Source organism: Pseudomonas sp. GW823-FHT02C05 (assembly GCF_058797595.1).
This window is the reverse complement of record NZ_JBXAJU010000003.1, coordinates 558212-570999: the sequence shown is the minus strand read 5'-3', so window position 1 is coordinate 570999 and position 12788 is coordinate 558212. Positions and strand designations below refer to the sequence as shown.

Annotated in this window: 10 protein-coding genes; 5 read left to right on the top strand and 5 right to left on the bottom strand. The window is 64.0% G+C overall.

What is annotated here, in order from left to right:
* Window positions 1-49: 49 nt before the first annotated feature.
* The 5 genes from AC1RGE_RS18950 to edd all read right to left on the bottom strand — a co-directional run bounded on the left by AC1RGE_RS18950 (window position 50) and on the right by edd (window position 6571).
* Entirely contained in the window at window positions 50-1309 is a 1260-nt protein-coding gene (locus AC1RGE_RS18950) for a D-mannose isomerase (protein WP_492584830.1), read from the bottom strand.
* Between the two features lie 222 nt (window positions 1310-1531).
* A complete protein-coding gene (locus AC1RGE_RS18945) occupies window positions 1532-3001 on the bottom strand; it encodes an ATP-binding protein (protein WP_019094564.1) in 1470 nt (489 codons plus the stop codon).
* Window positions 2991-3722, bottom strand: a complete 732-nt coding sequence (locus tag AC1RGE_RS18940; RefSeq protein WP_015636744.1) for a response regulator — start codon at window positions 3720-3722, stop codon at window positions 2991-2993. The genes AC1RGE_RS18945 and AC1RGE_RS18940 overlap by 11 nt, the downstream gene beginning before the upstream one ends.
* A gap of 69 nt (window positions 3723-3791) precedes the next feature.
* On the bottom strand, window positions 3792-4748 hold the full coding sequence (locus AC1RGE_RS18935) for a glucokinase (RefSeq protein ID WP_492584828.1): 957 nt from the start codon (window positions 4746-4748) through the stop codon (window positions 3792-3794).
* The gene (gene edd / locus AC1RGE_RS18930; RefSeq protein ID WP_019094563.1) at window positions 4745-6571 is read right to left on the bottom strand and encodes a phosphogluconate dehydratase; all 1827 of its coding nucleotides are present in this window, start codon (window positions 6569-6571) and stop codon (window positions 4745-4747) included. The genes AC1RGE_RS18935 and edd overlap by 4 nt, the downstream gene beginning before the upstream one ends.
* Window positions 6572-6794: 223 nt before the next feature.
* Here edd and gap point away from each other — a divergent pair, with 223 nt between their 5' ends.
* From gap to AC1RGE_RS18905, 5 genes are all read left to right on the top strand, one after another.
* Window positions 6795-7799, top strand: a complete 1005-nt coding sequence (gene gap / locus AC1RGE_RS18925) for a type I glyceraldehyde-3-phosphate dehydrogenase (RefSeq protein ID WP_011062877.1) — start codon at window positions 6795-6797, stop codon at window positions 7797-7799.
* A gap of 15 nt (window positions 7800-7814) precedes the next feature.
* Window positions 7815-8279, top strand: a complete 465-nt coding sequence (locus AC1RGE_RS18920; RefSeq protein WP_011062878.1) for a methylglyoxal synthase — start codon at window positions 7815-7817, stop codon at window positions 8277-8279.
* A gap of 73 nt (window positions 8280-8352) precedes the next feature.
* Window positions 8353-8871, top strand: coding sequence for an RNA polymerase sigma factor (locus tag AC1RGE_RS18915; RefSeq protein WP_072442708.1), 519 nt, complete (start codon window positions 8353-8355; stop codon window positions 8869-8871).
* 113 nt (window positions 8872-8984) lie between these two features.
* The gene (locus AC1RGE_RS18910) at window positions 8985-9953 is read left to right on the top strand and encodes a FecR family protein (protein ID WP_011062880.1); all 969 of its coding nucleotides are present in this window, start codon (window positions 8985-8987) and stop codon (window positions 9951-9953) included.
* A gap of 121 nt (window positions 9954-10074) precedes the next feature.
* Entirely contained in the window at window positions 10075-12693 is a 2619-nt protein-coding gene (locus AC1RGE_RS18905) for a TonB-dependent receptor (RefSeq protein WP_492584827.1), read from the top strand.
* Window positions 12694-12788: the final 95 nt, after the last annotated feature.

Below are 12788 nucleotides of genomic sequence, written 5' to 3'. Positions count from 1 at the left end.
CTAGTCGATCATTCGAGTAACGAAGCGATGGGGAAATGTCACCACATGGTTACACAAGGCCCGGAACAGACACCTGGGCCAATGCCGAAGCCATGCTCGGGGCCAACGGCAGGCGCGGGATTAGCACCGCCTGCCAGGCGTGATAGAGGTCCGGCTTGCCGCCCCAGATCCGGGCTGACGGCTGGTTGTCCGGGCCCAGTTCGTGGTGCCAGCTACCGTGCCTGCGGTCGATGAAATGGGCCTCGCAGAATTCCCAGAAACAGCGGTACCAGGCCTCGTACTGGGCCTGGCCGGTGCGTTTGAGCAAGGCGCTGGCGGCGGCGCTGGCCTCGGCGTGGGTCCAGTGCAGGCGCTCGCGCACCACTGGCTGGTGGTCCCAGTCCAGGGTGTAGACCATGCCCGGGTCGCCATCGACGCTCCAGCCATGGCGGCAGTTGCTTTCGAACAGCTTCTGCGCGTCCTGCACCAGCCAGCCGGGGGTCAGCATGCCAGCCTTCACCCGCGAAGCCTCCAGGTGCAGCAACAGCCGCGCCCATTCGAAGCCGTGTCCCGGGGTGGTGCCAAAGGGCCGGAAACCGTCGGCGGGAAAGGCCCGGTTGTAGTCACGAAGTGGTTGCCAGGCGAGGTCGAAATGCTCGATCACCATGAAGTCGTTGGCCGCCGCCTGAGTGTGGATCACCCGCTCGACGATCCGCAGGGCGCGGGTCAGCCAGCGTGAGTCCTGGGTGACATCGGCCAGGGCCAGGAACGCCTCGGTGGCGTGCATGTTGCTGTTGGCACCGCGATAGGCTTCCGGCTGACTCCAGTCGCAGTTGAAAGACTCGCGCAGCGCGCCCTCCTCCTCGCTCCAGAAATGCCGGTCGATGATGGCGATGGCCTCCTCCAGCAAACGCTCGGCGCCGGGACGTTGGGCCACCACCGCGGAGCTGGCCGCCAGAGCGACAAAGGCATGCAGGTAGGCGGCCTTGGTGCTGTTGCCGTCGGCCTGCCCGGCCACGGCGAACCAGCCGCCGTGCTCGGCATCACGCAAGGGCCCGCCGAGGGCGGCGATGCCGTGGTCCACCAGAGCGGCATAACCCGGCAGGCCCTGGATATGGGCCATGGCGAAGCTGTGGGTCATGCGCGCGGTGTTCATGGTTTCGGCCTGGGCGCCGCTGGGCAGGCGGCCCTGTTCATCGAGGTTGCCAAAGCCCGCAGGAAGCCGTGAGGCCTTGGCAAAATCCAGCAGGCGCAGGCCTTCGGCGGCGAGCCAGGCCTGATGTGCAGGGGCATTCAGCCAACTGCTGAATGGCAGGGAGAGAGCGTCCATGGGTGACCTGTTGTTGTTTTTATCGAAGGCTTGAGTCTAATCAAGCCGCCTGCGACCGCAGGTAACAAAGGACCAGCGCAATGTCACCAAACCGTGACATTGCACTCCCCCATAGGAGCCGGCTTGCCGGCGAAGAGGCCCTTGAGCCCTGTGGTGCCCTTGAGGACGCCTTCGCTGGCAAGCCAGCTCCGACACAAGCCAGCGCTTACAACGGCCGGCAGGTCAGTCGAAGGTCCGGGGCAGGTAAAGGGTTACGCGCAGGCCGCCTTCGCGCAGGTTCTGCAGGCTGACTTCGCCGCCATGGCTGTGGGCGATGTTGCGGGCAATCCCCAGGCCCAGGCCGTAGCCCTGCTGCTGGCCAGCAAGACGGAAGTGCGGCTCGAAGACTTGCTCCAGGCGCTGCTCCGGTACGCCGGGGCCTTCGTCGTCGACATGCAGGACAAAGCCGCTGTCGTCGTCTTCGATGTGCAGGTGAGCGTTCTGTCCGTACTTCAGGGCATTGTCGATCAGGTTGCCCATGCAGCGCTTGAGCGCCAGGGGCTTGCCCGGGTAGCTGGCCAGGGCCCGGCCCTGTTGGGTCACGCGGCCATTGCCGTTGGGTGCCAGATAAGGCTCTACCAGGCAGTCGAGTACCTGATTGAGGTCCACCGGCTCGATGTTCTCGTGGATGTCGGTGTCCTTGACGCACTGCAGCGCGCCCTTGACCAGCAACTCCAGTTCATCCAGGTCGCGCCCGAACTTGGCCTGCAGTTGCTCGTCCTCCAGCAATTCCACCCGCAGGCGCAAGCGGGTGATGGGGGTGCGCAGGTCATGGGAGATGGCGCTGAACAGCTGGCTGCGCTCGGTCAGGTAGCGGCTGATGCGCTCGCGCATGCTGTTGAAGGCCCGCCCCACTTCCACCACCTCGCTGCCACCGCCCTCCGCTACCGGCTCGACGTCGGCCCCCAGGGACATGTCCCGCGCCGCCCGGGCCAGGCGCTTGAGGGGCCGGCTCTGCCAATGCACCAACAGGCCGATGAACAACAGCAGAAAACCGCTGGTGAGCAGGATGAACCACACCTGCTGCGCCGGCAGGCCCTGTTCTTCCAGGCTGGTGTAGGGCTCGGGCAACAGCGAGGCGATGTACAGCCACTCTCCCGGCGCCATCTGGATCTGGGTCACCAGCACCGGCGGGTTCACCGGTTCCAGGGTCAGGGCGTAATGGGCCCAGGAGCGCGGCAATTCGTCGAGCTTGAGGCCGCCATTGAAGATCCGCAGGTCATCGGGGCTGACGAAGGTCACGGAGATATCCGCGTCATTGCCCAGGGACTGGCGCAACACCTGCTCCACGGCTTGCAACACCGCTTCTTTGCGCGGGGTGGCGGGCAGCACCTGCATGCCCAGGGGCTTGTCGTTCAGGGTCACGACAAACCGCGTACCGCCCATGCTGCGCAACTGGTCCAGCACCAGGGGCCGGTACGCCACCGGCAACGAACGCAGGTAACTGACGCTGGCGGTCATCGAGTGGGCCAGGCTGCGGGCGCTGGTCACCAGCCCTTCGAGTTGGGTGGCGCGCAGTTGGGAAACCCAGATCACGCTGGACAGCGCCTGGGCGAACAGCACCGCCAGCAGGGTCAAAAGCAGCATCCGCCCCAGCAGGGAACGGGGCACCGGCAGGCGCCGCAGCACTTTGCGCAATGCCTCAGTGGCCATTGCCGGCAACCACATTGGCTGCCAATTGATAGCCACTGCCGCGCACGGTACGAATCAGCCGCGGCGGCTTTTCGGTGTCACGCAGACGCTGGCGCAGGCGGCTCACCGCCATGTCGACGATGCGATCCAGGGGCATCAGGTCACGCCCGCGGGTGGCATTGCCGATGGTGTCGCGATCGAGGATTTCCTGGGGATGGTCGAGAAACAGCTTGAGCAGAGCGAAGTCGGCGCCGGAGAGAATCACCTCCTCGCCATCGTTGTGAAACAGCCGGTGGCTGATCACATCCAGGCGCCATTCGTCGAAGCACAGCACCTCGCCGACAACCCGCTCCTGGGTGAACTGCACGCGCCGCAGCAGGGCCTTGATCCGCGCCTGCAGCTCCCGGGGGCTGAAAGGCTTGCCCAGGTAGTCGTCGGCGCCCAGCTCCAGGCCGATGACCCGGTCGGCCTCGTCGGAGCTGGCGGTCAGCATGATGATCGGCACCTGGCTGCGCTTGGGATGCTGGCGGATCCAGCGGCACAGGCTGAAGCCGTCTTCGTCCGGCAGCATCACATCGAGGATCACCAGGTCGCTGGGCGCCTCGTTGAGGGCCAGGCGAAAGCCGGCCCCGTCGGCGGTGCTGCGCACCTGGAAGCCGCAGCGGCTGAGATAGGTTTCCAGCAGCTCGCGAATTTCCTGATCGTCGTCAACCAACAAAATCGACTTACTGACTGAACTCACCGGGGCCGTCCTTATTGTTAGGCAGGGTGCGCGATTATGCCTGATGCCGGGTCGCCTGCCAGGGCGACGTCAGCCCTGGGCCTGCTCCAGGGCCACGCCGGCACCGGTGAGCCCGGAATAGGGCGCGGTCACCAGCCACACCGGGATGCCCTTGAGGTAATCGCTCATGCAACCCTTGTCGGCAAAGCTCTTGGCAAAGCCGCTGTGGATGAAGAAATCGGCAAAGCGCGGAATCACCCCACCGACGATGTACACCCCGCCACGCCCCCCGGTGGTCAGCACGTTGTTGCCCGCCACCCGGCCCAGCCAGCAGCTGAACTGCTCCAGCACTTCCCGGGCGATCGGGTCGCCGGCCAGGCCGGCCGCGGTGATGGCCTCCGGAGTCTCGAGCCGCGGCTCATGGCCGTCCACCGCACAGATCGCCCGATACACCCGGGGCAGGCCGCCACCGCTGAGGGCGGTCTCGGCGCTGACATGGCCGATCTCGTCGTGAATGTGCTGCCAGAGCTGGGTTTCCCGCGCACTGCTCAAGGGCAGGTCGACATGCCCGCCCTCTCCCGGCAAGGCCATGTAACGACCGTCGCCGAAGTTCAGCAGGGTGCCCACCCCGAGGCCCGTGCCCGGGCCGATCACCACAGCCGGGCGCAAGGGCTCGGCAACGCCTTCGCAGACCACGCGAAATTCATTCGGCTGCAGGCGGGTCATGCCCAGGGCCATGGCCGAGAAGTCGTTGACCAACAGCAGTTGGTCCACCTGCAAAGCCTGGCAGAAAGCCTGGCGGCTCAGGCGCCAGTGGTTGTTGGTGAAACGAAACTCATCGCCGCTGACCGGGCCGGCCACCGACAGGCACACCGAACCTATGGCCCCCAGGGCCAGCCCCTGGTCCCGCAGGTAGGCCTTGATGGCGTCTTCCGGGCAGCTGTAGTCCGCGGTGGCGTGGACTTCGATCGCCTCCAGTTGTTGGTCTTTCCACAACGCGAAGCGCGCGTTGGTGCCACCGATATCACCGACCAGGGCCAGTTTCACTTGAGCGTCTCCAGGGCAGAGGTAAAGGCGCTGGCGCCCTGCTCTGCCGAGCTGAAGGCCATGCGCATGAAGGCGAAGAGTTCGCGGCCGGTGCCAACGTTGTTGCCCAGCAGGCCCTTGGCCGGCTCCCGGGCGGCGAATTCTGCGGCGTCTACCTTAAGCTCCAGGGTGCCCTTGACGCCATCCACGCGGATGATATCGCCGTCCAGCACCCGGGCCAGCGCGCCACCCACCTGGGCTTCGGGGCTGACATGGATCGCTGCCGGAATCTTGCCCGAAGCGCCGGACATGCGCCCGTCGGTGACCAGCGCCACCTTGAAGCCGCGGTCCTGCAGCACCCCGAGGAAGGGGGTCATCTTGTGCAGCTCGGGCATGCCGTTGGAGCGCGGGCCCTGGAAGCGCATCACCGCGACGAAGTCCTTCTCCAGCAGGCCGGCCTTGAAGGCATCGGCCAGGTCCTGCTGGTCCTGGAACACCACGGCCGGGGCCTCGACGATCTGGTGCTCCGGGGCCACGGCGGAAACCTTCATCACGCCGCGACCGAGATTGCCTTCCATGACCCGCAAGCCGCCCTCCGCAGAGAACGCCCGGGCCACCGGGCGCAGGATGTTTTCGTCCAGGCTTTCGATCGGGCCGTCGCGCCACACCAGCTTGCCGTTGTCCAGGAAGGGTTCCTGGGTATAGCGGCTCAGGCCGCGGCCGGCCACGGTATTGACGTCTTCGTGGAGCAGGCCGGCTTCCAGCAGCTCGCGGATCAGGAACGACATGCCGCCCGCCGCCTGGAAGTGGTTGATATCGGCCTTGCCGTTTGGATAGACGTGGGACAGGGTCGGCACCACCTCGGAGAGGTCGGCCATGTCCTGCCAGGTCAGCTGGATGCCCGCCGCCTGAGCGATGGCCGGCATGTGCAGGGTGTGGTTGGTGGAGCCGCCCGTGGCGTGCAGGGCAACGATGGAGTTGACCAGCACGCGCTCGTCGACGATCTCGCCAATCGGCATGAAGTTGCCGCTCTGCTTGGTCAGGCGCGTGACCTGCTGCGCCGCCTCATGGGTCAGGGCGTCGCGCAGCGGCGTATTGGGGTTGACGAAAGAGGCGCCCGGCAGGTGCAGGCCCATGACTTCCATCAGCAACTGGTTGGTGTTGGCGGTGCCGTAGAAGGTGCAGGTGCCGGGGCTGTGGTAGGACTTCATTTCCGACTCCAGCAGTTCCTCGCGGCTGGCCTTGCCTTCGGCGTAACGCTGGCGCACGTCGGCTTTCTGCTTGTTGGAAATGCCCGAGACCATGGGCCCGCCCGGAACGAAGATGGTCGGCAGGTGACCGAAGCGCAGGGCGCCCATCATCAACCCCGGGACAATCTTGTCGCAGATCCCCAGCATCAGCGCGGCATCGAACATGTTGTGAGAGAGGGCCACCGCCGTAGACAGGGCGATCACTTCACGGCTCGGCAGGCTCAGTTCCATGCCGGCCTCGCCCTGGGTCACACCATCGCACATGGCCGGGGTGCCGCCGGCGAACTGGCCCACCGAGCCGATCTCGCGCAGGGCGCGCTTGATCTGCTCGGGGAACACCTCGTAAGGCTGGTGCGCCGACAACATGTCGTTATATGACGAAACAATTGCCACGTTGGCCGCATTCATCATCCGCAGATTGTGCTTGTCGTCGGTGCCACAACCGGCCACGCCGTGGGCGAAGTTCGCACATTGCAGCTTGCCCCTCTGCGGGCCATCGCTGGCGGCATCGCGGATCAGCGCGAGATAGGCCTGGCGAGTGGCGCGACTACGGGCGATAAGCCGTTCGGTGACCTCAAGAACGCGGGGATGCATGTGTAGAACTCCAGGCTAACGGATGTGGCGACCTGTTTGTCTATGCTGATCAGACGCGCCACCGCTCAGGGACAGTGGAGGATGTTTCTGACCATTTGGACCAGTTGATTCAGGTCACTCGTTGTAGATAAGACAAAATATTGCCACTAAAAAGGCTTGTTTTCTATTTCTATGCGAATAATCTTGTAATTCCAACAACAAATTCAACGACAGGCGTTTGCACATGACTCTTCGAATCGCAATCAATGGTTTTGGCCGTATCGGCCGTAACGTCCTGCGCGCACTTTATACCCAAGGCTATCGCCAGGATCTGCAGATCGTCGCTATCAACGATCTCGGAGACAGCGCTATCAATGCCCACCTGCTGAAATACGACACCGTGCACGGTACTTTCGACGCCCAAGTCGAACACGATCAGGAAAGCCTCACCGTGAATGGCGACCGGATTGCCGTCAGCGCCATCCGCAACCCGGCCGAACTGCCCTGGGCCGCGGAGAAGATCGACGTGGTGTTCGAATGCACCGGCCTGTTCACCGACCGCGCCAAGGCTGCCGCCCATCTGACCGCCGGTGCCCGCAAGGTCATCATCTCGGCCCCGGCCAAGGGCGCCGACGCCACCGTGGTCTACGGGGTCAACCACGACATCCTGCGCCAGTCGCACCAGATCATCTCCAACGCCTCGTGCACCACCAACTGCCTGGCGCCGGTGGCCCAGGTACTGCACCGCGAGCTGGGCATCGACAACGGCCTGATGACCACCATCCACGCCTACACCAACGACCAGAACCTCACCGACGTCTACCACAGCGACCCCTATCGCGCCCGTTCGGCCACCCAGAACATGATCCCGAGCAAGACCGGCGCTGCCGAAGCGGTGGGCCTGGTGCTGCCGGAGCTGGCTGGCAAGCTGACCGGCATGGCCGTGCGAGTACCGGTGATCAACGTGTCCCTGGTGGACCTGACGGTGACCCTCAAGCGCGACACCACCGCCGAAGAGGTCAATGCCTTGCTCAAGAGCGCCAGCCAGCACTCGACGATCCTCGGCTACAACACCCTGCCGCTGGTCTCCAGCGACTTCAACCACAATCCGCTGTCGTCGATCTTCGACGCCAACCACACCAAGGTCAGCGGTGGCCGGTTGCTCAAGGTGCTGGCCTGGTACGACAACGAGTGGGGTTTCTCCAACCGCATGCTGGATAACTGCCTGGCCCTGTGCAACGCGGAATAAAACGGATATTCGTCGATGATCGGTATCAGTTTCACCCACAAGACCATGGCCGCGCGCAAGCGCATCGCCCTGGTCGCCCATGACCACTGCAAGGCGTTCCTGCTGGAGTGGGCCGGGCGGCAGAAGGCGCGCCTGGCCGAGCACGAGCTGGTTGCCACCGGTACCACCGGCCTGTTGCTGAGCAAGCACTTGGGGCTGCCGGTGGAAAGCATGATCAGCGGCCCCCTGGGCGGCGATCAGCAACTGGGGGCGCAGATTGCCGAGCAACGGGTCGACCTGCTGGTGTTCTTCTGGGACCCCTTCGAACCCCAGCCCCATGATCCGGACATCAAGGCCCTGTTGCGGGTAGCGGCGGTATGGAACATTCCGGTGGCCTGCAACGAGTGCAGCGCCGACTACCTGCTCAGCAGCCCGCTGATGAACCAGGCCCATGAGCACCGGATTCCCGACTATCAGGCCTACCTGGCCGGCCGAGGATAATTCACGCAAGGCTTGACCATTGACGTAGATGACAATCATTATCATCTGCTGAAAAAATGGATCAGGCCTTGCTGTGAGTCAATCGCACTTCAACCACGTCTTCCTCACCCAACGCATTTCTCTGCTGCGAACGCTGGAGCGGATGGTCAACAACCACAGCACCGCCGAAGACCTGCTGCAGGAAACCTACCTGCGCGTGACCCGGGCCCTGAGCGAGCGGCCGATCACGCACCTTGAACCCTTTGTCTTCCAGACCGCGCGCAACCTCGCCCTGGATCACCTGCGGGCCCGGCGCATCCAGGGCCGCACCCTGCTCGAAGACGTACCGCCGGAGGTGGTGGAGAATGTCGCCGCGCCCGTCAGCAGTGCCGAAGACGCGGCCCACGCCGAGCAGATGCTGGAACGCCTGAACCTCAGCCTCGGCCAGCTCAGCCCGCGCCAGCAGCAGATCTTCATCCTCAGCCGCCTGCACGGCCACAGTTACCAGGAGATCGCCGACAAGCTCGGGGTTTCACTGAGCACGGTGCAAAAGGAATTGAAACTGATCATGGCCATCTGCATCGGCGTCGCCGAACGTCTCGACGGCCAGTGAGTCTCAACCGCTGAACAGAATGACTGCGGCAGCCCCGAGCCTTTGTTAACCTTGGCCGGCTTTCGCTCTCTCTTGAAAAAACAGCCGCGCACAGACGCAGCCGAGGAACACCCGTGACGGATTTTCACAGCGCCGAGCCGCCCACCCCTGCCGGCCCGCACTCAAGCACCCTGGCCATGGATCAGGCACTGGATTGGCTGATCGAGCTGGAACATCCGAACGAGGAACAAGTGCGCCAGTTTCATCAGTGGCTGGCGGCTTCACCGCTCAACGCCCAGGCCTTCGAAAAGGCCCAGGCGATCTGGAATGGCCCGCAAGTGGCGCAATGCGCCCTGACCCTGGCAGCGCCACCGAAAGTCTCGCGCCTGGCGCGCCTGCGCCCCCACTGGAAACCCCTGGCCACCGCCGCGGTGCTGCTGCTCGGATTATTCAGCTTCAGCAACCTGCCGCTGCGCCTGCAGGCCGACCACCTGACCCAGGTCGGCGAGCGCCAGCGCCTGCAGCTCGAAGACGGTTCCAAGGTGCTGCTCAACACCAACTCGGCCTTTTCCAGCGACATCAACGACCACCAGCGCGTGGCCCGGCTGTACCAGGGCGAAGCCTTCTTCGAGATCCCCGGCAATCGCGGCCTGCCCCTGGAACTGGACGCCGGCCCGGTCAAGGCCAGCGTGCGCGACACCACCTTTGCCGTGCGCTACCTGGACGGCGTGGCACAAGTCCAGGTGCAGCGCGGTGACATCGACCTGCGCGCCACCCACGCCGACCAGCGCCTGCGCCTGCGCGCCGGGGAAAGCGTGCGGGTCGGGCCCCAGGGCTTCGACCAGCCGGCCAGGCTCGACGCCGACAAGGAGCTGGCCTGGGTCCAGGGCCGCCTGGTGTTCGAGAACTGCCCCCTGAGCCAGGTCCTGGCCGAACTGCGGCGCTATTACCCGGGCTGGATCGTCAACAACAACGAACACCTGGCAAAGGTCGCGGTAACCGGCAACTACCGCCTGGATCAGCCTCTGGACGTGGTGCGTTCCCTGGCCCACATCACTTCGGCACGGCTTTCCGAGTTCCCGGCACTAGTGATTCTCAACTGAGAACAATTATTTTTACGCGATCTCTACGGGTCGTACGTCTCGTTATAGCCAATGCAACTGATTCGCATTTTGAATGCGTATCTGCACCTATAAAAGTTTCGTGCGACCCGGAGCGCTCTCGATGTCCCCTCGCCTCAACAGCCGATCCCCTGTTCCCTGTGCCCGCCTGCAAAACTGCACCCTGTCGCTGCTGACCGCAGCCATCCTGCTGGCCGGCGCCCACGCTGCCCCCGTGATGGCCGCCGATGCCCCGGCATCCTCCAGCCAGCGCATGGGCAACTACAACTTCGCTATCGCCCAGCAGCCGCTGGTATCGGCGCTCAACGCCTTTACTGCGGTCACCGGCTGGCAAGTGGGCCTGCCGGCGGAGCTGGGCAGCGGGGTGTCCTCCCCGGGCGTGCGCGGTTCGCTGCCACCGGAAAAGGCCCTGGATCGGCTGCTCAGCGGCACCAACCTGAGCTACCGCAAGCTGGGCAACAACAACATCGTTCTGGAAAAGCGCAGCGCAGCCAATGTGGTGAACCTGCAGCAGGTGACCATCAGCGCCACCCGTCAGGAGCAGGACATCAACTCGGTACCCAGCACCGTGAGCGTGCACACCCGGGAAGAACTCGACCGCCAGAACGTCAACACGATCAAGGAACTGGTGCGTTATGAGCCTGGTGTTTCAGTCGGCGGTGCAGGCCAGCGTGCCGGTATCAGCGGCTACAACATCCGTGGTATCGACAACGACCGGATCCTCACCCAGGTGGACGGCGTGGAAGTGCCGGATCACTTCTTCAGCGGCCCTTATGCCAAGACCAACCGTAACTACGTCGACCCGGAAATCGTCAAGCGCGTGGAAATCCTGCGTGGCCCGGCCTCGGTGCTCTACGGCAGCAGCGCCATCGGTGGCGCCGTCAGTTACTACACTCTGGACGCCGACGACATCATCAAGCCCGGCGAGGATTTTGGCGCGCGCCTGAAGACCGGCTACAGCTCGGCGGACGAAAGCTGGCTGAAATCCGGCACCTTCGCCGGGCGGGTCGGCGAATTCGACGGTTTGTTGCACCTGAGCCAGCGTGACGGCCACGAGACCGAGTCCTATGGCAGCAACAACGGCACCGGCCTGAACCGCACTGCCGCCAACCCGGAAGACGCCCGGACCACCAACGTACTGGCCAAGCTCGGCTGGAACTATGCGGACGACGCACGCCTGGGCCTGACCTACGAAAAGTACAAGGACGACCGCGACACCAATCAGAAAAGTGCGGTGGGCGGCCTGTTCCTCAATGGCGTTGGCCAGAACTGGTATCGCTCGCGCGTCGGCAACGACACCATCACCCGCGAACGCTTCGGCCTGGAAAACAGCTTTGCCCTGAACTCGCCGATCGCCGACCAGATCAAGTGGAGCCTGAACTACCAGATCGCCAAGACCGACCAGACCACCTCCGAGCGCTACAACCCGGTGTCGATCTTCAGCCCGGTGGCGCGTGACGTGCAGCGTGAGCGGAAAACCCTGTACCAGGAAAAACAATGGGTGTTCGACGCTCAGCTGGACAAGGCCTTCGCCCTGGGTGAAACCGATCACCAGTTGACCTACGGCACCACTCTCAAGCAGCAGAAGGTCACGGGCTCGCGCTATGGCACCGCCAGTTGCCTGGCCGTCGGTGCCGGCTGTACCGCGATTGGCGCTCCGAGCCCTTCTGCCGGTGACAGCGTGAAGAAGTCCAGCGACTTCCCGGACCCGACCATCAACACCTACAGCCTGTTCGTCCAGGACCAGATCAGCTGGAACGCCTGGACCTTCACTCCGGGCCTGCGCTATGACTACACCCAACTCAAGCCCAAGCTGACCCAGGAGTTCCTCAATGTCGCCAACCCCACCGGCAACTTTCCGGTCAGCGACGACAAGAAGACCTGGCATCGGGTTTCGCCCAAGTTCGGCCTGACCTACAGCTTCGACGAGCACTACACGGCCTATGGCCAGTACTCCGAGGGCTTCCGCACGCCGTCGGCCAAGGCGCTCTACGGCCGCTTTGAAAACATCACCACCGGGTACATCGTCGAGCCCAACTCCAACCTCAAGCCGGAAACTAGCAAAGGTTACGAAACCGGCCTGCGAGGTAATTTCGACGCCGGCTCCTTCGATGTCTCGGTGTTCTACAACCAGTACCGCGACTTCATCAACGAAGACGCCATCACCGCCGGCGCGCTGCAATCGGTGATCCAGAGCAACAACATCAAACACGCCACCATCAAGGGCGCCGAAGCCAGGGGCCGTCTCAACCTCGATGCCTTCGGTGCACCACAGGGCCTGTACAGCATCGGCTCGCTGGCCTACGCCTACGGTCGCAACAATGACAACGGCGAACCGATCAACAGCGTCAACCCGCTCAAGGGCGTGTTTGGTCTCGGCTACGACCAGGACAACTATGGCGCGCTGCTGAGCTGGACCCTGGTCAAACGCAAGGACCGGGTCGACAACAGTACCTTCAAGGCCCCGGATGGCCGCACCACCAGCGGCCAGTTCAAGACACCGGGCTACGGCATCCTCGACCTCAGCGGCTTCTACAAGGTCACTGACGACCTGACCGTGAACGCCGGCCTGTACAACCTGACCGACAAGAAATACTGGAACTGGGACGACGTGCGCGGCTACGACAGCGTCGGCGAAGCCGGCCAGACCGCACCCGCCAACCTCGACCGCCTGACCCAGCCCGGCCGCAACTTCTCGGTCAACCTGGTGTGGGATATCTGACGCCAAACCGCCTCACTGCCCTTTTTCATCCAGGGCAGTGAGGATTTTTTACTGTGTCGCGTCTTCTTGTTCGTCTAGTCACTAAGTGCCTCTCA